The sequence below is a fragment of the Mycolicibacterium baixiangningiae genome (genome assembly GCF_016313185.1).
Lineage (GTDB): Bacteria > Actinomycetota > Actinomycetes > Mycobacteriales > Mycobacteriaceae > Mycobacterium > Mycobacterium baixiangningiae.
In genome coordinates this window covers 1366571-1387697 of the sequence record NZ_CP066218.1, presented here as the reverse complement: position 1 = coordinate 1387697, position 21127 = coordinate 1366571, and the positions used below count along the sequence as shown (strand labels likewise).

Sequence of the window (21127 nt, the reverse complement as noted above, 5' to 3'; positions counted from 1 at the left end):
CACTATCCGCGCACCAGCGCCGCGCAAACCTTAGGCTCGTGCCGTGCTCGTACCCGGCGACCGGTTCGAGGGTTACGTCGTGGACCGTCTACTGGGCCATGGTGGGCGCGCGCTGGTCTACCGCGCACACGAGTGGGTCGAACCCGACCGCATCGTCGCACTCAAGGTGCTCCACGAGAGACGTCGGGGTCACAGCGATCTCGCGCGGTTACACCGCGAGTTCGACCTCGGCCGCAGCGTGGACCATCCGCATGTGGTGACGATGTACGACGCGGGTCCCGACTGGCTGGCCATGGATTTCCTCGACGGTGGCCCGCTGACGAACGTGGTGACCATGAGCGAACGGCTCGCCGCGCTGGGCCAGATCGCCGACGCGCTGGACCACATCCATCGCCGCGGAATCGTGCACTGCGACGTCAAGCCCACAAACATCCTCACGCACAAGGATTTTCGATCGGGCGGTGCGGTGCTCATCGATTTCGGCGCGGCATATTCGGTAGCCGACGAGGTCACCGAGCCGCCCACCCGGGTGGAGGCGTCGCTGCCGTACTCGGCGCCCGAACTGCTCACCGGGCGGGCACCGACGGCGGCGGTCGACGAATATGCCCTGGCGTGCACCGCTGTCGAGGTGATCTGCGGTGCCCCGCCGTTCCGAACGAAAACCGCGATGGAACTGATGGACGCCCACCTCCGGCGGCCGCCACCGCAGCTGTCGCGCAAGCTCTCCTGGATCCCGCGCGCCTTCGACTCGATTCTGGCCAAGGCGCTCGCGAAGAACCCTGAGAGCCGTTACCAGTCCTGCGAGGAGATGATTCGGCTGCTCAGCCGCACCTTGTACTGAGCCGCACCGTACTGAGCCGCACCGCCGTTACAGGGCTTTAACCGCAGTGGCGTTTGCGTTTACCCGGCCACGGCAAGCTACGCGCTATGACCGCGCCCGCGCCGTACGACAACTCCGCACTCGCCCACGAGGAGGAGGGCTATCACAAAGGGCTCAAACCCCGTCAGCTGCAGATGATTGCGATCGGCGGGGCGATCGGTACCGGCCTGTTCATGGGCGCAGGCGGCCGGCTCAACTCGGCGGGGCCGGGGTTGTTCATCGTCTATGCCATCTGCGGGGTGTTCGTCTTCTTCATCCTGCGAGCGCTCGGAGAGCTTGTGCTGCACCGGCCGTCGTCGGGGTCGTTCGTCTCCTATGCGCGTGAGTTCCTCGGCGAGAAGGCCGCATACGTGGCCGGCTGGATGTACTTCTTCAACTGGGCCTGCACGTCGATCGTCGATGTCACCGCGATCGCGCTCTACATGCACTACTGGGGTGCCTTCGAGGCCATTCCCCAGTGGTCCATCGCGCTCGTCGCCCTGGTGATCGTCCTGGCCGTCAACATGATCTCGGTCAAGTGGTTCGGGGAGATGGAGTTCTGGGCGGCACTCATCAAGGTCGTCGCGCTGGTCATCTTCCTGGTGGTCGGCATCGTCTTCCTGGCCGGCCGCTTCTCGATCGAGGGGCAGACCACGGGTCCGTCGGTGATCGCCGCCAACGGCGGACTCCTGCCCACCGGTGTGCTGCAACTGGTGATCATCACCTCGGGCGTCATCTTCGCCTACGCCGCCGTCGAACTGGTCGGGACCGCCGCGGGTGAGACCGAGGACCCGCCCAAGGTGATGCCGCGGGCGATCAACTCGGTCATCCTGCGGATCGCGGTGTTCTACGTCGGCTCACTGGTCCTGCTGGCGCTGCTGCTGCCGTACACCTCGTACGAGGAGGGCACCAGCCCGTTCGTGACGTTCTTCTCCAAGATCGGCGTGCCCGCCGCCGGCGACATCATGAACTTCGTCGTCCTCACCGCGGCCCTGTCCAGTCTGAACGCCGGGCTCTACTCCACCGGCCGGATACTGCGGTCGATGTCGATGAACGGCAGCGCCCCGAAGTTCACCGCGAAGATGTCCGGCAGCGGTGTGCCCTGGGCAGGTATCGCGCTGACGGCGGCCTTCACCGTCGTCGGGGTCTTCCTGAACATGGTGGTGCCGTCGGAGGCGTTCAACATCGCACTCGACCTGTCGGCGCTGGGCATCATCGCGTCGTGGGGCACCATCGTGATCTGCCAGATCCAGCTGTACCGCTGGTCGAAGAAGGGCATCCTGGAGCGGCCGAGCTTCCGGCTGTTCGGCACGCCCTACACGAGCTACGCCACCCTGGTCTTCCTGGTCGGGGTCACCGCGCTCATGTGTTACGAGAACTACTGGAACCTCATCGCACTGCTGATCATCGTGCCGACGTTGGCGGCGGGTTGGTACGCGGTGCGCGGACGGGTGCTGGCCATGGCGCAGGAGCGAATCGGATACACCGGCGATTACCCGATCCGTGCCGAGACCCGACTGATGGACGAGCACAGCGACCGCGACAAGCCGTCACCGTAGGCCCGGCGTCGGGCTGCAGCGCAGCTACAGGACGCGGACCTGCTCCTCGGATTCACCCGAGCGCTGCAGCAACCGGACGAAATCCGCGATCGCAAGCGTCTCACCGCGTCGCGACGGATCGATGCTGGCCGCCAGCAGCCGGCGCGCCGACTCGTTGCCCGATCCGGCCCATTCGGCGAACGCGTTACGCGAGGTCTTGCGACGCTGCGCGAAAGCGATGTCGATCAGGTCGAAAACCTGGGCCCGGAAACTTTCGTCAGTGGGCCACGCCGACGTCTCGTACCGGTCGATCCGGACCAATCCCGAGTACACCCGGGGGATGGGCCAGAACACCGTCGGCGAGACCATGCCGTACCGCCGGACGTTTCCGTAGAACCGCACCTTCGCGCTCGGCACGCCGTAATCCTTGCCGCCGGGGTCGGCGGCGAGCCGCTCGGCCACCTCGGCCTGGACCATCACCATCACCGAACGGATCGTCGGGAACTCCGCGAGCAGATGCAGCAGCGCGGGCACGGCGACGTTGTACGGCAGGTTGGCGACCAGCGCGGTCGGCTGGTTCTCCAGATCCGACGGCATCAGCGTCAGAATGTCCTGGTTGAGCACCGTCAGCCGGTTGATCTCGCTGTGCGAGTGGTCCGCGATCGTCGTCGGAAGCTGTTGGGCGAGCAGTGGATCGATCTCCACTGCCGTCACATGAGCACCGCGATCGAGCAGCGCCAGCGTCAGCGAACCGAGCCCCGGCCCCACTTCGAGAACGTGGTCATGCCGGTGCACACCGGAGGCCGAAACGATCCGGCGCACGGTGTTGGCATCGTGGACGAAATTTTGCCCAAACGACTTGCGCGGGCGAAAGTCGATGTCTTTCGCCAAGCGGCGTATCTCGGTTCGCCCGAGTAGCCGAATTGTCACGACGCCCCCACTCTTCCACTGCACACGGGCCAGGCTCCCCAGCCTTGCCTTGCCCGAGTGACCTCAGCAATCGCGATCTGTTCTTCTCTTGTTGCCAGATCCGCCCGTTGAGCATACCTCAGGCCACCGTTGCGCTCCCAGGTGTTTTGATCAAATTGGACCCCGCCGAAATATCCGTTACCGGTATTGATGGTCCAATTACCTCCGGCTTCGCACTGGGCGAGGGCATCCCAGGATGCTCCGGCGCGCACCGGAGGCACCTCTGTGCCGGGTTTAGCACCGACCCGCAAGACGGCGTTCCTTGCAGGTGAAACGATGACATTGGCTACTGGCAACCTGCCGGTTTCCACACCGTTAACCTTTGAAATAGCAAATGTTACGTCCTGAACGCCCGGATTCCCGGGATCTTCGACGATCTGCCGGCTCATGTTGAGGTTGACGTCCTCGATGCGCGTGTTGGCCGGTTGCAGCGGCAGCCGCTCGGTCGACTTCTCGATCCGGATGCGAGTTATCTGGATCTGCATCCCGTCGACAACCGGCGCCGAGGCGGCCGGTACGACCGTGTCCCGCTGCTGCAGCGGTGCGCCGGCGGCCTCGAGCAGGCCGGCCACGTTCGGCGCGGCAACGCGGACCGTGCGGATCGCGCCCGCGTCGTCGATCTGGACGGTTTTCGGGGTGACGACAGGAAGCGACATACCGCCGAGCGGCACCCGACTCCCGCGGGACGCCGCAGCCGGGGCGCTGTCGGTCATCTGAAGCTGCGCGAGCGCCTCGTCGACCGTCGACGCCGTGGTCCACACCTGCCGGTTGTGCTGACCGTCGAGCGAGATGTCCAGCGGCCGGCTGCGCCGCAGCACGATCGTGTCGGACGGACGCACCAGGGCGTCGCCGGCGGGGAAGAGGTCGTCCCGCTCGTCCACCTCGAAGCCGTTCTCCCGGACGACGTCGATGACCCGCGACTTCATCGTGGACACCGTGGTCTGCGTGCCGTCCACCGACAGGGTCACGGTCTTGTGGGCGACGACGGCGTAACCACCGGCGAAGGCCAGGGTCAGCAGCAGTGCGCCCACCACGAAGCGCAGCAGGGGCGAGTGCGCCTCGTGCAGCCTGTTCAGAGCATTCAAATCGATCGATTCCCAAGAATTGGTACAAACGTTTCAAAAAGCTCGGATAAACGTGCTTACGGTCACAGAACGGTAACGGAAACCTCTACTAAGATCAACTCTTCCGCAGCCCGTATGCGCGGATTGCGTTGCCGGTGGTTTGGTGGGCCAAGTCCTCAGCCGGCCGGCCGCAGACCTCGGCCAGCGCGCGCACCGTGTAGGGCAGGCAGTACGGCTCGTTGGGGGCGCCGCGGTACGGATGCGGGGTGAGGAACGGGGCGTCGGTCTCGACCAGGAGCTGGTCGCCGGGGATCAGCTGCGCCGCCTCCCGCAGCGCGTGGGCGTTACGGAAGCTGACCGTTCCCGACAGGCTCAGCAGCCAGCCCGCGTCGATGCACGTGCGGGCCATCTGCGCGTCCGAGGAGAAGCAGTGGAAGATCACGGTCTCTGGCGCCCCCTCGGCGGCGAGGACGTCGAGGACGGCCGCGTCGGCGTCGCGGTTGTGGATCATCAGCGGCTTGCCGGTCCGCTTGGCCACATCGATGTGCCAGGCGAACGCCTCGCGCTGCGCGTCCGGTTCGGCGCAGCCCTCGAGCCGGCCCGGCCAGTACAGGTCCATCCCGGTCTCCCCCACCGCGACCACCCGCGGATGGGCGGCCAGGCGCTCGAGTTCGATGCGGGCGTCGTCGGTCAGCGATTCGGCACGGGTGGGGTGCAGCGCCACCGCCGCGTACACCCGGTCGTCCCATTCGGCGGCCTGTGTGGCCCAGCGCGCCGCCGCCAGATCGTCGGCGATGGTCACCACGGCGTGCACGCCCACCGCGCCGGCCCGGTCCAGCGCCGCCCGCACGCCGTCGGCGTCGCGGGCGCCGCAGGCGTCGAGGTGGGCGTGCGCATCGATCAGCGGCGCCAACGGCTCAGGAGGCGGCGGTGCCGGACGGTTCGAGCGACTCACGCCCCACACCATAGAGTCAGTCCACGTGAGCACCACCCTCCCCGGCGCGGGGACGCGCAGTCCAGGGGCCCCGTTCTACATCACCACCGCGATCGCCTATCCCAACGGTGACCCGCACGTCGGCCACGCCTACGAGTACATCGCCACCGACGCCATCGCCCGGTTCAAGCGGCTCGACGGATTCGACGTGCGCTACCTGACCGGCACCGACGTCCACGGGCAGAAGATGGCGGAGACAGCTGCGACGCAGGGCATCCCCGCCGCCGAACTGGCGCAGCGCAACTCCGATGTGTTCCAGCGGCTCCAGGAGAAGCTGGGCATCTCGTTCGACCGGTTCATCCGGACCTCCGATGCCGACCACTACGAGGCGTGCAGGGACATCTGGCAGCGGATGAACGCGGCAGGCGACATCTACCTGGACGCCTACTCCGGCTGGTACTCGGTGCGCGACGAACGGTTCTTCACCGAGAACGAGACGACGCTGCGCGAGGACGGTGTGCGGATCGCCACTGAGACCGGGGCCCCGGTGACATGGACCGAGGAGCAGACGTACTTCTTCAGGCTGTCGGCCTACACCGACCGCCTGCTCGCCCACTACGAGGCCCACCCGGAGTTCATCGGCCCCGACGCGCGGCGCAACGAGGTCGTCAGCTTCGTCTCCGGCGGGCTGCGCGACCTGTCGATCTCCCGCACCACCTTCGACTGGGGTGTGCCCGTGCCCGACCACCCCGACCACGTCATGTACGTCTGGGTCGACGCGCTGACCAACTACCTCACCGGCGTCGGCTACCCCGACACGTCCTCGGAGGCGTTCACCCGCTACTGGCCGGCCGATCTGCACATGATCGGCAAGGACATCATCCGGTTCCACACGGTCTACTGGCCGGCGTTCCTGATGTCGGCCGGCCTGGAACTGCCGCGCCGGATCTATGCGCACGGCTGGCTGCTCAACCGCGGCGAGAAGATGAGCAAGTCGATCGGCAACGTCGTCGACCCGGTGAACCTCGTCGACACCTTCGGACTCGACCAGGTGCGCTATTTCTTCCTGCGCGAGGTGCCGTTCGGCCAGGACGGCAGTTACAACGAGGACGCCATCATCGGCCGCATCAACGCCGACCTGGCCAACGAATTCGGCAACCTCGCGCAGCGGTCGCTGTCGATGGTGGCCAAGAACCTCGGCAGCGCCGTCCCGGAACCCGGCGAGTTCACCGCCGAGGACCTCGCCCTGCTCGAGGCCGCCGACGCGCTACTGGACCGAGTCCGAGGCCATTTCGACGACCAGGCGATGCACCTGGCGCTGGAGGCGATCTGGTCGGTGCTCGGGGCGGCCAACCGGTACTTCTCGGCTCAGGAGCCGTGGGTACTGCGCAAGTCCGACTCCCCCGACGACCAGGCCCGGTTCCGGACGGTGCTGTACACGACGCTGGAGACCGTGCGCATCGCCGCGCTGCTGACCCAGCCGGTGATGCCGGAGTCGATGGCCACGCTGCTCGATCTGGTCGGCCAACCGGCCGAAGAGCGCACCTTCACCGCCGTTTCGGAACGCCTCAACCCGGGCACCGCTCTGCCGAAGCCCGTCGGCGTGTTTCCGAGATACCAGGTGGACGAAGAATGAACGGACTGCACGAGAGCCTGCAGGACATCTTCGAGGAGGTGGCCCAGCGCAACCCCGGCGAGACCGAGTTCCACCAGGCTGTCTTTGAGGTGCTCCAGAGCCTCGGCCCGGTGGTGGCCAAACACCCCGAGTACGCCGACGCCGCGGTGATCCGCCGGTTGTGCGAGCCGGAGCGCCAGATTCTCTTCCGGGTGCCGTGGGTCGACGACAGCAGCGCGATCCAGATGCACCGCGGATTCCGCGTCGAGTTCAACTCGGCACTGGGCCCGTTCAAGGGCGGTCTGCGGTTCCACCCGTCGGTGTATCTCGGCATCGTCAAGTTCCTCGGCTTCGAGCAGATCTTCAAGAACTCGCTGACCGGTATGCCGATCGGCGGCGGTAAGGGCGGTTCGGACTTCGATCCCAAGGGCCGCTCCGACGGCGAGATCATGCGGTTCTGCCAGTCGTTCATGACCGAGCTGTACCGCCACATCGGCGAATACACCGACGTGCCCGCCGGTGACATCGGCGTGGGGATGCGCGAGATCGGCTACCTCTTCGGCCAGTACAAGCGCATCACCAACCGCTACGAATCCGGCGTGCTGACCGGCAAGGGCATGACATGGGGCGGCTCGCTGGTGCGCACCGAGGCCACCGGTTACGGCACGGTGTACTTCATCGCCGACATCCTCAAGGCGCGCGGGGACTCGTTCGAGGGCAAGCGCGTCGTGGTGTCCGGTTCGGGCAACGTGGCCATCTACGCGATCGACAAGATCCGGCAGCTCGGCGGCACGGTCATCGCGTGTTCGGATTCCGACGGTTACGTGGTGGACGAGGACGGCATCGACCTGAAGATCCTCAAAGACGTGAAAGAGGTTCGGCGCGCCCGCATCTCGGAGTACGCAGAGCTCCGCGGCGGCAACGCGCACTTCGCCCGCGGCAATGTGTGGGACACCGACTGCGACATCGCAGTGCCCAGCGCCACGCAGAACGAGATCAACGGGGCCGACGCCGCGCGTCTGGTCAAGGGCGGCTGCCGGATCGTCGCCGAGGGCGCGAACATGCCGTGCACACCGGAGGCGGTGAAACTCTTCGCCGAGGCCGGCACCGTCTTCGCCCCCGGTAAGGCCGTCAACGCCGGCGGTGTCGCGACCAGCGCGCTGGAGATGCAGCAGAACGCCTCCCGCGAATCGTGGACCTTCGCCGAGACCGAGGAGAAGCTGGCCGGGATCATGGGCCGCATCCACGACCGCTGCGTGCAGACCGCGGAGGAATACGGTCAGCCCGGCAACTACGTGGCCGGCGCGAACATCGCCGGTTTCACCCGCGTGGCCGACGCGATGCTGGCGCTCGGCCTCATCTGAGTGATCTGAACCACAATTCGCGGCTGGGCTGTCACACTCCCGGTGTGCGTGGTGTCTCGAGGACAGACCGGCACTTCTGGGTCGGCCGCTCCGCGGCCGACGACGAGCCGGGTGACCCGAGGAGATCGAGATGACCGAGAAGAGCAACGCCGTACCGAAGACCAACGTCGTGGTGATCGGCGGCGGATACGCCGGCGTCATCGCCGCCAACCACCTGCGCGTCAACGGTGACATCGCCGTCACGCTGGTCAACCCCAGGCCGCGGTTCGTCGAGCGCATCCGGCTGCATCAACTCGTCACCGGATCCGATGACGCGGTCGTGGAGTTCGGCGACGTGCTCGGAGCGGACGTCCGGCTGGTGGTCGATTCGGCGCACCGGATCGACGCGGCGGCCCAGCGGGTCGAACTGGCCTCCGGCGACATGCTCGACTACGACTACCTGATCTACGCGGTCGGCAGCACGGGTGCGTCGCTCACCGTGCCCGGCGCCGCCGAATTCGCCTATCCCATCGCCGAATTCGAGCACGGCGAACCGCTGCGCGCGGCCATGGCCGACGTCCGTCGCGGAGACCCGATCACGGTCGTCGGCGCCGGGCCCACCGGCATCGAGACCGCCGCCGAGCTGGGCGAGGAAGGCCACGCCGTCACCCTGGTCTGCGGCGGTGTGCTCGGGCCGTACCTCAGCGCCCCCGCACGCAAGTCCGTTGCGCGACGGATGCGCAAACTGGGCGTGACCGTCGTCGACGGCCCCGACGCCAAGGTCGGCGAAGTCCGCGAACGCTCGGTCGTGCTGGCCGACGGCCGCGAACTGTCCAGCACGCTCACCATCTGGACCGCCGGATTCGGGGTGCCCGACCTGGCCGCCCGCAGCGGACTCGCCACCGACGCCCTCGGACGCCTGCTCACCGACGAGACGCTGACGAGCATCGACAGCCCGCGCATCGTGGCGGCGGGAGACGCTGCCGCGCCGTCGAACTCACCGTTGCGGATGAGCTGCCAGGCAGCGATCCCGCTCGGCGCGCAGGCCGCCAACACCGTGCTCAGCCGGATCGCCGGCACCGAACCCACCCCGATCAACCAGGCGTTCACCGGACAGTGCATCAGCCTGGGCCGCAAAGCGGGCACCATCCAGGTGGCGCACCTGGACGACCGGGTGACGCCGCTGTACATCGGTGGCCGCGCCGCGGCGACGATCAAAGAGGCCGTGTGCAAGGGCACGATCACGTTCCTGTCCCGCGAGGCGCGCAAGCCGGGGAGCTACTTCTGGCTCAAGGGCGGCAAGCGCGCCGAGCGGCTCGCCTTGGATGACCACGATGCGCCGGTGTCGTGAACGACCACGCCGAGCGGTTCACGCTGCTGCGTCCGCTGCTGTTCACGATCGCCTACGAGATTCTCGGCAGCGCAACCGAATCCGACGATGTACTGCAGGAGAGTTACCTGCGCTGGGCCGAGGTGGACCTGGCAGGAGTGCAGGACACCAAGGCCTACCTCGCCCAGCTCGTCACCCGTCAGGCTCTCAACGCGCTGCGGGCGCAGTCCCGCCGGCGGGAGGACTACATCGGACCCTGGCTGCCCGAACCGCTGCTGGTCGAGAGCAACGACGCCTCGGCGGACGTGGTGCTTGCAGAATCGGTGTCCATGGCGATGCTCGTGGTCCTCGAGACACTCTCGCCCGACGAGCGCGCCGTCTTCGTCCTACGGGAGGTGTTCGGGTTCAGCCACGACGAGATCGCTTCTGCCGTCGGCAGATCCGTGGCCTCGGTGCGCCAGATGGCCCACCGTGCCCGCGAGCACGTCCAGTCGCGGCGCAAACGGTTCGACCCGGTGGACCCCCAGACCTCGATGGAGATCACCGCACGATTCTTCGCCGCGGCGTCGACCGGCGACGTGGAGGGCCTGATGGAGATGCTGGCCCCCGACGTGGTGTGGACCGCCGACAGTGCGGGCAAGCGCAGCGCGGCGCGCCGTCCGGTCACCGGTGCCGAACGGGTCAGCAAGCTGGTCCTGGGCCTGCTGCGGGTCGCAGGCGAAGGCGGACGCGTCGAACCGGCCGTGTACAACAACGCCCCCGCGCTGAAGCTCTACCTCGGTGACAGTTTCGAGGGCATCGTCACCGTCGAGGTCGTCGACGGCAAGATCAGCCACTTCTATGCGATGCGCAACCCCGACAAGCTCGCCGGCGTCGACATCCCCCGGGAGATCAGCCGCTGAGTTGTGTCAGGCTTGGCCGGTGCGCATCGAGCGGCTCGGCGACCTGGGCGATGCGCCCGCGGTGCTGGCCGCCGTCGGCCGGGCCGGCGCCGCGCTCGGGCTGGCGCCGCCCGCGGCACTGCTCGGCGACTGGTTCGGATCGAGCGCCGTGATCGCTCCGTCGGTGACGATCGCGCCCGTCGGTGCGACGGAGGTGTTCGACGTGGCGGCCGCCTCGGGAACCGCCGCCGGGAACGCCGTCGGCGGAGGATGGTTCGGCTACCTGTCGTACCCCGACGCCGGCGCCGACGGCACGGGGCCTCGCATCCCCGAGGCGGCGGGCGGATGGTCGGACTGTGTACTGCGCCGTGACGCCGACGGGTGCTGGTGGTACGAAAGCCTTAGCGGCGCAACGCCTGCCGCGTGGGTCGTCGACTCGGTGCGCGCGCCGGTGGCGCCGTCGGCGTACGAGATGGACTGGACGCAAGCGGATCGCGACGTCCACCACCGGGGCGTGACGGACTGCCTCGCCGCGATAACCGCCGGCGAGGTGTACCAGGCGTGTGTGTGCACACAGTTCACCGGCCGCCTGCGCGGCGCACCGCTGGACTTCTTCGTCGACACCGCGATGCGCACCACCCCCGCCCGCGCCGCCTACCTGGCCGGCGACTGGGGTGCGGTGGCGTCGCTGTCGCCGGAGTTGTTCCTGCGCCGGCGCGGCACCACGGTGACGTCGAGCCCGATCAAGGGCACGCTGCCGTCGTGGGCGGATCCGTCCGGACTGCGGACGTCGGTCAAGGACGTCGCCGAGAACATCATGATCGTCGACCTGGTGCGCAACGACCTCGGCCGCATCGCGGACATCGGAACGGTGACGGTGCCCGAACTGCTGGCCGTGCGCCCGGCGCCCGGGGTGTGGCACCTGGTGTCGACGGTCACCGCCGAGGTCGGCACCGGCCTGCCGATGAGCGACGTGCTCGCCGCGACGTTCCCGCCCGCGTCGGTCACCGGCACACCCAAGGTCAGGGCGCGCAGCCTGCTGCGGACATGGGAGCCGCGGCGGCGCGGAATCTACTGCGGCTCAGTAGGTTTCGCGTCTCCGGTGGCGGGCTGTGAACTTAACGTCGCGATCAGGACTGTGGAGTTCGGCGCCGACGGGTCCGCGGTGCTCGGTGTCGGCGGCGGCATCACCGCCGACTCCGATCCGGACCGCGAATGGGACGAATGCCTGCACAAAGCGGCGCCCATCGTCGGCGCACGCTCGCCGGTTCCGCGCGGCGACCGAACTGTGGTAATCAACCCGGTATGAGTGAACCGACCGGCATCGGCCCGCTGCCGCTGCCCGCGCTGACCGAGTTCGCGTCCGACCAGCCGGTCGTGATGGTGAACCTGCTCAAATTCGCCGAACCCGACGGGCTCGAGAGCTACCAGCGTTACGGCGCCGCGGTCGCGCCGTTCCTCGAACGGGTCGGCGCGTCGATCGTGTACGGCGGCACCTCGCCGGCATTCGTCATCGGCGACGAGGGCAGCCCGTGGTGGGACGCCATCCTCGCGGTCCGGTACCCGACGCCGTCGGCCTTCCTCGAGATGGTCACCAGCGAGGAGTACAACGCCATCCACGTGCACCGGGCGCAGGCGCTGGAACGCGCGGAGCTGATCGCCACCGCGCAGTGGCCGGTCACCGAGTCCTAATCGCGCGAGCGCAGGACCGCGTCGTAGAGGTCGCGTTTCGACGGCGCCCCGGGGTTGGCGGCGACCACCTCGGCGCACGCATCCTTCACGCGTGAGCCCGCCGCGACGCGCTCGTTGACGTCGGCAACCAGGGTGTCCAGATCGGCGGACGGCACCGCACCCGCGAGCACGACGGTGATCTCCCCCAGCACCCCGTCGCCGGCCCAGTCGGCGAGCTCGGCCAGCGTGCCGCGTTTGACCTCCTCGTGGGTCTTCGTCAGCTCCCGGCACACCACGGCCCTGCGGTCACCGCCGAGCGTGTCGGCGGCGTCGCGCAGGGTGTCCGGCAGCCGGCGGGGTGATTCGAAGAAGACGCAGGTGCGCTGCTCGGTCGCCAGGGACCGCAGCCACGTCCGTCGGGCGGTCGGTTTGCGCGGCGGGAAACCCTCGAAGCAAAACCGGTCCGACGGCAGCCCGGAGACAGCCAGCGCCGTCGTCACCGCCGACGGTCCCGGGAGGCAACTGACGATCAGCCCGGCGTCCGCACAGGCGCTCACCAGCCGGTACCCCGGATCGTTGATCAGCGGCATCCCGGCGTCGCTGACCACCAGCACCGTCGCCCCCGACTTGATCGCCTCGATCAGCGTCGGCACCCGTGACGCCTCGTTCGCGTCGAACAGGCTCAGCACCCGGCCCGTGGGCTGCACCTCCAGCGATTGGGCGAGCAGGCGCACGCGCCGGGTGTCCTCGGCGGCGACGATATCGGCGTTCGCGAGGGCGGCCACCAGCCGTTTCGAGGCGTCGCCGGGCTGGCCGAGTGGGGTTGCGCCGAGCAGCAGACGTCCGGCGGTCATGCCCACAGCCTACGATCTGAAGACGTGACCGCCCCCGCCACCGAAGCTCCGCGCGCGGTCCCGGTCATCAGCCCGGCCCCTCTGGTCCCGGTCGCCGACTTCGGACCGGTCGACCGGCTGCAGGGCTGGGCCATGACGGCCGTCGTCACCGCACTCGCCGCGATCACCCGGTTCCTCAACCTCGGCTCACCCACCGACGCCGGCACGCCGATCTTCGACGAGAAGCACTACGCCCCGCAGGCCTGGCAGGTGCTGCACAACCACGGCGTCGAGGACAACCCCGGCTACGGGCTGGTGGTGCACCCGCCCGTCGGCAAACAGCTGATCGCGATCGGCGAGGCGCTGTTCGGCTACAACGGGCTGGGCTGGCGGTTCTCCGGAGCGGTGTGCGGGGTGGTGTTGATCCTGCTCGTCGCACGGATCGCGCGGCGGATCAGCCGCTCGACGGCCGTCGGGGGTATCGCCGGGCTGCTGCTGATCGCCGACGGCGTCACCTTCGTCGCGTCGCGCACTGCGCTGCTCGACGGGTTCCTCACCTTCTTCGTCGTCGCGGCGTTCGGTTGCCTGATGGTCGACCGCGACCAGGTCCGGGAACGGATGCACGTCGCCCTGCTCGAAGGGCGGATCGCGGAGACGCCGTGGGGGCCGCGGCTCGGCGTGCGGTGGTGGCGATTCGGTGCGGGTGTGCTTCTCGGCCTGGCGTGCGCGACGAAGTGGTCGGGGCTCTACTTCGTCGTGTTCTTCGGCGTGATGACGCTGGCCCTCGACGTCGCGGCGCGCCGGCAGTACCGGGTGGCGCGGCCGTGGGTGGGCACGCTGCGCCGCGATACGGGTCCGGCCGCCTACGCGCTCGGGCTCATCCCCGTCGCGGTGTACCTGGCGTCGTACACGCCGTGGTTCGCCTCCGAGACCGGGGTCAACCGGCATGAGGCCGGACAGTCCATCGGCGAGCACAGCGCGTGGCCGGTCCCCGATGCCGTGCGCTCGCTGTGGCATTACACCTACGCCGCGTACCGATTCCATTCCGGGCTGACCAACGCCGACGGCAACCACCACCCGTGGGAGTCGAAGCCGTGGACATGGCCGATGTCGCTGCGGCCGGTGCTCTATGCGATCGACAACCAGGACGTGCCGGGCTGCGGTGCGCAGTCGTGTGTGAAGGCCGTGATGCTCGTCGGCACGCCGGCCATGTGGTTCATCGCGGTGCCGGTGCTGGGGTGGGCGATCTGGCGCGCGTTCGTCAAGCGCGACTGGCGGTACGCGGTGGTGCTGACCGGATATTCGGCGGGCTTCCTGCCGTGGTTCGCCGACATCGACCGGCAGATGTACTTCTTCTACGCGGCCGTGATGGCGCCGTTCCTGGTGATGGCGATCGCGCTGATCCTCGGGGACATCCTGCGGGCGCCGCGGCAGAACGCCGAGCGGCGCACGCTGGGGCTGATGGTCGTCGCCGGCTATGTGGCGCTGGTGATCACGAACTTCGCGTGGCTGTTCCCGATTCTCACCGGCATCCCGATCAGCCAGTCGACGTGGAACATGCAGATCTGGCTGCCCAGCTGGCGGTAGCTTTCGCGCTTGGCGCGCTTGCGCCGCGAAACAGCATTCCCGGCTGTCAAGCGCGCCTGTTGATAGCCCTCGCTGCTGTCTCGTCGACCTGTCGGACGAGCTGAGCATCATCTGCGCATGAGGACCGTATTCTTGGGCAGCGAAGCGCTGGCTCGTGGCGAGATGTCACGGGCACGCTTACGAACGGCGTACCGGGCGATTTTCCCGGATGTGTACCAACCCGCGATCGCAGAGCCGTCGCTCTACCACAACACCGTTGGCGCGTGGCTGTGGTCGAAACGTCGCGGTGTGGTCACCGGCAGAGCCGCAGCGGCGCTGCACGGAGCCGAGTGGGTCGACGAGAACGCTCCGATCGAATTGATATGGCGCAACAACCGCCCGCCGCGGGGGATCATCGCGCGCAATGACCGCTTCGCCTGCGACGAGGTCGTCGAGATCAGCGGCATGGCGGTCGCTTCGATTCAGCGAACTGCTCTCGATCTCGGCCGATTCCTTCCCCGCGGGGCGGCCGTCGCGCATCTCGATGCGCTCGCCAGGGCGACGGGCTTGTCGGTCGAACACGTCCTCCCACTCGCGGATCGGTACAAGGGAGCACGCGGTCTCCAGCGGTGCAGGGAGGCCGTCGATCTGATGGACGCCGGCGCCCAGTCGCCGAAAGAGACTTGGCTGCGGTTGTTGCTGATCGATGCCGGGTTCCCGCGACCGGCCACCCAAATCCCCGTGTTGGACGACTACGGTGACCCCTTCGCCTATCTCGACATGGGTTGGGAGGACGTCATGATCGCCGTCGAGTACGACGGCAAGCAGCACCAACACGACCGCCTGCGATATGTGTGGGATCACAAACGGCTGACCAGGTTGCGACGACGTGGCTGGCTACATGTCCGGGTGATCGCCGAGGACCGGCCCTACGAGATCGTGCAGCGGGTGCGCGAGTCGTGGGCCCAGCGCGAGACAGAACGCAGGGCTGCCAACCGCTCGGCTTGACGACCGGGAATGCTGTTTCGCGGCGAAGGCGCCCCTAGAGCGGGTCGCGCGCGGCCGGACACGACATGCAGCGCGGCCCGCCGCGGCCGGTGCCCAGCTCCGATGCCGCGATCGCCAGCACCTCGATGCCCGAATCCGCAAGCCGCGCATTAGTTTCGGTGTTGCGCTCATACGCAGCCACCACACCCGGGGCGAGCGCTAGGGTGTTGTTCCCGTCGTCCCACTGCTCGCGTTCGGCGGTGACCGGGTCGAGCCCCGTGTCGATGACGCGCAACCGGTCGATCCCCATCGCCTCGGCGGCGGCGGCCACGAACGGCGCGGCATCGTCGATCCGCACCCCGCCGTCGCCGTTGCGGTGAATCGTGAACGCCGACAACGAGTCGACGACGTTCGGGTACATCACGACGGCGTCGACGTCGACCATGGTGCACACCGTGTCCAGATGCATCTGCGCGCGCTCCTGGGCGATCGGCACCGCGAGCACGGTGTGTGCCAGATCGTCGTCGAACAGGCTGCGCGCCAATGCCTCCGCCCCCGCGGGCGTCGTGCGCTCCCCCACCCCGACGGCGACAACGCCCGGCGACAGCAGCAGCACGTCACCGCCTTCGACCGGCGCCGAGCGCGACTCGTAGGCCCGTCGCACCCCGAGGAACCGCGGATGGTGGGCGTAGATCAGGTCGGTCAGCGACGTCTCGCGGGACCGGGCGGGCAGCGACAGCGAGGTGATCGCCACCCGCGGCCCCATCCAGAACGACGAGTCGCGGGTGAACAGCAGATTGGGCAGCGGATCGATCACGAAATCTCCGCCGTGGTGCATGCGGCGCACCAGCGACAGGTCGCTCGCGGCGAACGGCAACTCGTTGAACGTCATGCCCGCGACGAGCACGTGTCCCAGCGGGGCGGCTTCCAGGGTGCGCAGGTACGCGGAGAGTTCCTGTGCCAGTGGTATTCCCAACCGGCGCGGGTCGACGGCCGCCGCGATCCCGTGCATGCGCGCCGCCCCGCTGGACAGCGCCTCGGTCAGCAGGTCGGCCAACAGCAGCACCTCGACACCTCGCGACCGCAGCAGCTCGGCGAACGCGTCGTGCTCCTCCTGGGCGCGCGACACCCACGGCAATCCGTCGAACAACAGCGCATCGTTGTTGCGCGGGGTCAACCGCTGCAGCTCCGCGCCGGGGCGGTGCAGGATCGCCACCCGTAACGTGCCGACCTCGGAATCGCAGCCCAATGTCACATGTAGCACCGTAGCGCCCCCACCTCCCGCCGGAGACCTCAAGTATGGTTCAGGTCATGGACGGCCACGAGCTGACGCCGAGCGAGATGTCCGCCCGCAGCGGTGTCGCGGTCTCGGCGCTGCACTTCTACGAACGCGAAGGGCTCATCACCAGCCGGCGCACCGCGGGCAACCAACGGCGCTACGCGCGCGAGACCCTGCGGCGTGTCGCATTCATCCGGATGTCCCAGCGGCTCGGCATCCCGCTGGCCCGCATCCGCGCGGCCCTGGCGACCCTTCCCGGCGACCGGGTGCCGACGAGCAAGGACTGGGCCAAGCTGTCCGCCAGCTGGCGCGACGACATCGAGGAGCGGATCCTGCACCTGCAACGGCTGCGCGACAACCTCGCCGGCTGCATCGGCTGCGGCTGCCTCAGCCTCAAGACGTGCACCCTGGCCAACCCCGGCGACGTCCTCGCCGACAGCGGACCCGGGCCCGTTCGCCTCTGACCCGTCGAACGCCTGTGCGATACACTCGGCGACATGGAGCTGGCTCTACAGGGCTCGCTTTTCGAGCACGCAGACCGCCGCATGCTGGGCAACGGCGCATGGCTCGACGTGCGGTCTGGCTGGCTGACCGACGCCGACACGCTCTTCGACGAATTGCGCCACGGCATCCCCTGGCGTGCCGAGCGCAGGCAGATGTACGACCGGGTGCTCGACGTACCGCGGCTGCTCAGCTTCCACGATCTGGCCGACGGCAAGGCACCCCATCCGCGGCTCAAACAGATGCGCCGCCGCCTCAACGACACCTACGGCGGCGAGCTCGGCGAACCGTTCACGACGGCGGGGCTGTGCCTCTACCGCGACGGCAACGACAGCGTCGCCTGGCACGGCGACAACATCGGCCGCAGCAGCACCGAGGACACGATGGTCGCGATCGTCGGCCTGGGCGCCACCCGGGTGTTCGCGCTGCGGCCGCGCGGCGGAGGCCCGTCGCTGCGCATCCAGCACCACCACGGCGACCTGCTGGTGATGGGCGGATCATGCCAGCGCACTTGGGAACACGCGATTCCGAAGACCACCAGGCCCACCGGCCCCCGGATCAGCATCCAGTTTCGGCCGCACGACGTCCGCTGAGCGTGGTCAGCCCCGCACCGCGTTGACCGCGTCGACGAGCAGTCGGCGGGCCCGCTCGGTGTTCACCGGCGCCACCGGTTTGCCGGGAATCACGAGCGGATTGGCCGTCACGATCACCAGGTACGGCCCGAAACGGGCGGTGTAGTTGTACAACTCGCCGGTGCGGGGCGCGCCCGCCACGACCGTCTGCAGGACGCGATGGGTGGCGGCGGTCTGCACGCCCTCGATCTGCGGGGCCTCCACCACCTCGACCAGCCCGCGCAGCCCGGTGCCTCCGAACTCGACCTTCTTGCAGGCCTCGCCCGGATCGGGGACCGGCACCGGTTCGTTGGTCTCGACCGCCAGCGCGATGAACCGGTTGCCCTCACCCTCGGCGGTCGCCGCGGCCATGTTGCCCTTCAGATCCGCCTCGGGCAGCTGACCTTCGGCGAACGCAGCGCACTCCGGAGGCCGAAAGGTCAAGCCCGGCGGCATCTTCTGCGGTTGCAGCAGTTTGGGGTCGATGCCCGTCGGCGCGACGTCGCGGTATTGGAACTGCGGTCCGAACATCGCCTTCACCTGCGCGACACGGGAGATGTCGGCGGTGGGAGAATCTGATTCGGCGGGGCTGGAACCGCACCCGGCGAGCACGCCGACACAGGCCACAGCCGTCATCGCTCTCGGGTGAAACATCGCTCTCGGGTAAAACATCGCCGCCAATGTACCCGGCGGCCGACACTCAACTCCGCAACGCGGCCACTGTCCTGGCCAACAGATCCGCGCCGAAGTCCCCGCCCAGCGCGGGGTGCGGCGAACCGGGGTCGGTGACGACGGTGACGTACACCAGGCGCGTGCCCTCGTGGGCAACAAAAGTCTGCGCGTGCGAACGGGTTTCGGTACCACCCTCGACGACGGTGAGGGTGTCGGCGACCACGCCGGAGGTGAGGACCCCGGGCACCGATGGCGCGTCGACCAACCGGACGGTGCCGGACGTCGGACCGGCCGCCATGGTCCACGCACCGCATTGCGCGAGCAGTGCCGGGTCGGGCGGCACCGCGCCATCCGCCGCGACCGCGAAGACGATGCCGCCGGCGCCGGATGCCGACCAGCCCCGCGCCGTGGCCGGATCGACCACGGGGTCGGCGAGCGCGCCACACTGGGGCGGATCGGCCGACCAGTCCGGGCCGTACCCCCACTGCGCGAGCGGTGCGACGCGGCCCTGCACGTCCGCCACCTCGTAGTCCGGCGGCAGTTCGTAGCGGGCCCGGTTGATGCGAGACGGGTCGATCGGCCCGGCCGCCTTGGTGCTCGACGGAGCGGGAGGAGGTGGCGACGGTTGACCGCAGGAAGCCACGCTCAGGGCGGCGGCCATGATGACCGCGAAGCGGCGCACGTCGCGTTGATATCACAACGCGCGCGCCGCATCGGTCAGGCGGCGTCCGGGTCGCTGTGGGCCGCGGGCTCCGGATCTCCCCCACCGGTGGCGGCGGCCGGCCCCTGCGTCTCCTCGCGCGGACCGGTCAGACGGGTCAACAACCGCTTGAGCGGCCGACGCTCCACGGCCGGCGCCTCCGAGGAGGTGTCCCCACGCGGCGGTACCAGGTTGCGAAGGATGTTCGTCCGCGGCCGATCCAGGACCGGCTGCACGGGAACGGGTTGCGTGCCCGAGTTCCGCTCGGCGACCGGTGTTTCGATCGGGGCCACTTCGGTGGACTCGCTGGACGCCGTCGTTGTGATGGGCTCGGGCGACGGCATCGGGTCGCCCAGTTCCACTCCGCCCACGCCGTAGGGGCTGGTGGCCGCCGACGTGCCAAGTGGCCGGAACTGCGGGTCGGCACTCGCTTCGGCGAGGCCGTCGTCGAGACCGGTCGGGATGGCGAGCACCAGGCTGGTGACGCCGGTGATCGGGTTGATCAGCGGGATGAGGCCGGCCCGCGTCCGCGTGCCGACATGGTCGGGATCCCGGTCGTAGCCGAACTCCACGATGACGCGCAGGGGTGCGTCCATCGCCGTCAGGAGCGGGGTCGGTACCCCGAGTTGATGCAGCGGCATCAGCAGCGGCAAGCGCTCGGTGGGGATCAGGTAGTAGGTGGTATCGCCGACTTGGCCCTGTTCGAGCGGGGCGCCGACATCGTCGCTCCAGTAGTCGCCGTGCAGGTAGTAGATGCCGAGAAGGGCGTTCGCGGTGGCCGCCATGTTCACCGGGTACGCCGGGAAGTCCGCCCAGCCGTCGTACTGACGGGCGATGTCGACCGTCGTGAACTCGCTGTCCGTCGGCGTCGACCCGCTGAAGGTGACGTCGAGCATCGGGATGTGGAAGCCGTCGAAACGCTGCAGGACTCCGCCGTTGGGGCGGTTCGGATTGGCGAGCAGCACGAACGTGACGTCAGGCGCCTCGCCCGTCTCGTTGTACTGCTCGATCAGCTTGCGCTTCTCGATCGTCGCGATGACGGCGCTCTGCGAATACCCGTACACCACGATGGGTGCCCCTGGCTGGGGATCGCCGGTCATGGTGTGCGAGACACACTGGGCCGATCCGTGGACGCACTTGTCGAGGTTGTCCGTCCCCGCCGCGACCGAGTCGTCGAACGTCTTGGTGCCGAAGACCGGGCCGAACTCCTCCGGCGTATGAACCGCGACCCCGGCGTACTCCGCGTCGGCGGGATCACCGCGGACGGCCCCACTCGGCGCCACGTACACCCGGATCGCGTCGTCGACGTAGGCCGAGACGAAGGCGGGGTCGTCGGCCCATCCGCCCTGGCCGTCCACGAGCGGATGTTGCGTGCCCCCCATCGCCAGCACCGTGACCGCCAGCAACTGCACCGCCGACGTGAGCGTTACCGACCATCCGATCGCCAGAATTCCGAATATGGCGCCCACGACGACAGCCAGCGAACGCGCGGACGTCCGAACCATTGAACTCCCCCAAGGATTGACAGCAAGCCATCCGACCTTCAGCTGACTTCCCCGGGAGGGAGCTGCGCAGCGTGCCACATGGAGTTTCGCACTCGGTCCTGGGAAAATCACAGGAAGCGTTGACGACGGCCAGCAACTCTTTACACCGGCAACGACAGCACTGGCCGCGACCAGCGTCGGCAATGCTCCAGGAGTTTCAAAGTCATTTCGCCATCGTTTGCCCCGGCGCTTACCGCAACGCGTGGCGATTACCCCGCCTGACATGGCGA

Annotated in this window: 20 protein-coding genes; 12 read left to right on the top strand and 8 right to left on the bottom strand. The window is 68.5% G+C overall.

Going from position 1 to position 21127, the window contains the following annotated elements; all coding sequences use genetic code 11:
- Positions 1-43: 43 nt before the first annotated feature.
- Together I7X18_RS06540 and I7X18_RS06535 are read left to right on the top strand one after the other, a co-directional pair.
- Positions 44-841 (top strand): serine/threonine-protein kinase, encoded by a 798-nt coding sequence (locus tag I7X18_RS06540; RefSeq protein WP_193047872.1) that lies wholly within the window; start codon positions 44-46, stop codon positions 839-841.
- 86 nt (positions 842-927) lie between these two features.
- Positions 928-2418 (top strand): amino acid permease, encoded by a 1491-nt coding sequence (locus tag I7X18_RS06535; protein ID WP_193047873.1) that lies wholly within the window; start codon positions 928-930, stop codon positions 2416-2418.
- Positions 2419-2442: 24 nt separating this feature from the next.
- Here I7X18_RS06535 and rsmA read toward each other — a convergent pair whose 3' ends face one another.
- The 3 genes from rsmA to I7X18_RS06520 all read right to left on the bottom strand — a co-directional run bounded on the left by rsmA (position 2443) and on the right by I7X18_RS06520 (position 5397).
- Positions 2443-3327 (bottom strand): 16S rRNA (adenine(1518)-N(6)/adenine(1519)-N(6))-dimethyltransferase RsmA, encoded by an 885-nt coding sequence (gene rsmA / locus I7X18_RS06530; RefSeq protein ID WP_193047874.1) that lies wholly within the window; start codon positions 3325-3327, stop codon positions 2443-2445.
- Positions 3324-4451 carry a resuscitation-promoting factor gene (locus I7X18_RS06525; RefSeq protein ID WP_198730531.1) on the bottom strand — a complete coding sequence of 376 codons (1128 nt, stop codon included), beginning with the start codon at positions 4449-4451 and terminating at the stop codon, positions 3324-3326. Before I7X18_RS06525 ends, rsmA begins: the two co-directional genes overlap by 4 nt.
- Before the next feature lie 94 nt (positions 4452-4545).
- Entirely contained in the window at positions 4546-5397 is an 852-nt protein-coding gene (locus I7X18_RS06520) for a TatD family hydrolase (protein WP_193047875.1), read from the bottom strand.
- A 13-nt stretch (positions 5398-5410) separates the two neighbouring features.
- Between I7X18_RS06520 and metG the strand changes: the two genes are divergently transcribed.
- The 6 genes from metG (at position 5411) to I7X18_RS06490 (ending at position 12225) form a co-directional block, all read left to right on the top strand.
- On the top strand, positions 5411-7000 hold the full coding sequence (gene metG / locus I7X18_RS06515; protein WP_193047876.1) for a methionine--tRNA ligase: 1590 nt from the start codon (positions 5411-5413) through the stop codon (positions 6998-7000).
- Positions 6997-8343 carry an NADP-specific glutamate dehydrogenase gene (gdhA, locus tag I7X18_RS06510; protein WP_193047877.1) on the top strand — a complete coding sequence of 449 codons (1347 nt, stop codon included), beginning with the start codon at positions 6997-6999 and terminating at the stop codon, positions 8341-8343. Before metG ends, gdhA begins: the two co-directional genes overlap by 4 nt.
- Positions 8344-8473: 130 nt before the next feature.
- A complete protein-coding gene (locus I7X18_RS06505) occupies positions 8474-9673 on the top strand; it encodes an NAD(P)/FAD-dependent oxidoreductase (protein WP_193047878.1) in 1200 nt (399 codons plus the stop codon).
- On the top strand, positions 9670-10554 hold the full coding sequence (locus tag I7X18_RS06500; protein ID WP_193047879.1) for an RNA polymerase sigma-70 factor: 885 nt from the start codon (positions 9670-9672) through the stop codon (positions 10552-10554). Before I7X18_RS06505 ends, I7X18_RS06500 begins: the two co-directional genes overlap by 4 nt.
- A 19-nt stretch (positions 10555-10573) precedes the next feature.
- Positions 10574-11842, top strand: coding sequence for an aminodeoxychorismate synthase component I (locus I7X18_RS06495; protein ID WP_193047880.1), 1269 nt, complete (start codon positions 10574-10576; stop codon positions 11840-11842).
- Positions 11839-12225 (top strand): DUF1330 domain-containing protein, encoded by a 387-nt coding sequence (locus tag I7X18_RS06490; protein ID WP_193047881.1) that lies wholly within the window; start codon positions 11839-11841, stop codon positions 12223-12225. Before I7X18_RS06495 ends, I7X18_RS06490 begins: the two co-directional genes overlap by 4 nt.
- Here the strand turns inward: I7X18_RS06490 and rsmI are convergent.
- The gene (gene rsmI, locus I7X18_RS06485; protein ID WP_193047882.1) at positions 12222-13058 is read right to left on the bottom strand and encodes a 16S rRNA (cytidine(1402)-2'-O)-methyltransferase; all 837 of its coding nucleotides are present in this window, start codon (positions 13056-13058) and stop codon (positions 12222-12224) included. The genes I7X18_RS06490 and rsmI overlap by 4 nt on opposite strands.
- 24 nt (positions 13059-13082) lie before the next feature.
- Between rsmI and I7X18_RS06480 the strand changes: the two genes are divergently transcribed.
- On the top strand, positions 13083-14624 hold the full coding sequence (locus I7X18_RS06480) for a dolichyl-phosphate-mannose--protein mannosyltransferase (protein WP_193047883.1): 1542 nt from the start codon (positions 13083-13085) through the stop codon (positions 14622-14624).
- 117 nt (positions 14625-14741) lie between these two features.
- Positions 14742-15611, top strand: coding sequence for a putative endonuclease domain-containing protein (locus tag I7X18_RS06475; RefSeq protein WP_193047884.1), 870 nt, complete (start codon positions 14742-14744; stop codon positions 15609-15611).
- A 34-nt stretch (positions 15612-15645) separates the two neighbouring features.
- Here the strand turns inward: I7X18_RS06475 and arcA are convergent, their stop codons facing one another.
- A complete protein-coding gene (gene arcA, locus I7X18_RS06470; RefSeq protein ID WP_193047885.1) occupies positions 15646-16845 on the bottom strand; it encodes an arginine deiminase in 1200 nt (399 codons plus the stop codon).
- Between the two features lie 56 nt (positions 16846-16901).
- Here arcA and soxR point away from each other — a divergent pair, with 56 nt between their 5' ends.
- Together soxR and I7X18_RS06460 are read left to right on the top strand one after the other, a co-directional pair.
- Entirely contained in the window at positions 16902-17333 is a 432-nt protein-coding gene (soxR, locus tag I7X18_RS06465; protein ID WP_193047886.1) for a redox-sensitive transcriptional activator SoxR, read from the top strand.
- Between the two features lie 33 nt (positions 17334-17366).
- Positions 17367-17963: an alpha-ketoglutarate-dependent dioxygenase AlkB gene (locus I7X18_RS06460; RefSeq protein ID WP_193047887.1), complete on the top strand. Its 597-nt coding sequence runs from the start codon at positions 17367-17369 to the stop codon at positions 17961-17963.
- Positions 17964-17969: 6 nt separating this feature from the next.
- On the opposite strand, the gene I7X18_RS06455 is transcribed toward I7X18_RS06460, so the two are convergent.
- From I7X18_RS06455 to I7X18_RS06445, 3 genes are all read right to left on the bottom strand, one after another.
- On the bottom strand, positions 17970-18617 hold the full coding sequence (locus I7X18_RS06455) for a DUF5642 family protein (RefSeq protein WP_404822847.1): 648 nt from the start codon (positions 18615-18617) through the stop codon (positions 17970-17972).
- 64 nt (positions 18618-18681) lie between these two features.
- The gene (locus I7X18_RS06450) at positions 18682-19335 is read right to left on the bottom strand and encodes a DUF5642 family protein (RefSeq protein ID WP_193047889.1); all 654 of its coding nucleotides are present in this window, start codon (positions 19333-19335) and stop codon (positions 18682-18684) included.
- Positions 19336-19370: 35 nt separating this feature from the next.
- Positions 19371-20858: a PE-PPE domain-containing protein gene (locus I7X18_RS06445; protein ID WP_193047890.1), complete on the bottom strand. Its 1488-nt coding sequence runs from the start codon at positions 20856-20858 to the stop codon at positions 19371-19373.
- Between the last annotated feature and the right edge of the window lie 269 nt (positions 20859-21127).

Bases quoted from the DNA above. Each gene is read 5' to 3' on its own strand.
- I7X18_RS06445 (WP_193047890.1), bottom strand. From the start codon at position 20,858: ATGGTTCGGACGTCCGCGCGTTCGCTGGCTGTCGTCGTGGGCGCCATA.
- rsmI (WP_193047882.1), bottom strand. From the start codon at position 13,058: ATGACCGCCGGACGTCTGCTGCTCGGCGCAACCCCACTCGGCCAGCCC.
- soxR (WP_193047886.1), top strand. From the start codon at position 16,902: ATGGACGGCCACGAGCTGACGCCGAGCGAGATGTCCGCCCGCAGCGGT.
- I7X18_RS06535 (WP_193047873.1), top strand. From the start codon at position 928: ATGACCGCGCCCGCGCCGTACGACAACTCCGCACTCGCCCACGAGGAG.
- I7X18_RS06475 (WP_193047884.1), top strand. From the start codon at position 14,742: ATGAGGACCGTATTCTTGGGCAGCGAAGCGCTGGCTCGTGGCGAGATG.
- I7X18_RS06520 (WP_193047875.1), bottom strand. From the start codon at position 5,397: ATGGTGTGGGGCGTGAGTCGCTCGAACCGTCCGGCACCGCCGCCTCCT.
- I7X18_RS06460 (WP_193047887.1), top strand. From the start codon at position 17,367: ATGGAGCTGGCTCTACAGGGCTCGCTTTTCGAGCACGCAGACCGCCGC.
- I7X18_RS06455 (WP_404822847.1), bottom strand. From the start codon at position 18,617: ATGACGGCTGTGGCCTGTGTCGGCGTGCTCGCCGGGTGCGGTTCCAGC.
- I7X18_RS06505 (WP_193047878.1), top strand. From the start codon at position 8,474: ATGACCGAGAAGAGCAACGCCGTACCGAAGACCAACGTCGTGGTGATC.
- gdhA (WP_193047877.1), top strand. From the start codon at position 6,997: ATGAACGGACTGCACGAGAGCCTGCAGGACATCTTCGAGGAGGTGGCC.
- I7X18_RS06490 (WP_193047881.1), top strand. From the start codon at position 11,839: ATGAGTGAACCGACCGGCATCGGCCCGCTGCCGCTGCCCGCGCTGACC.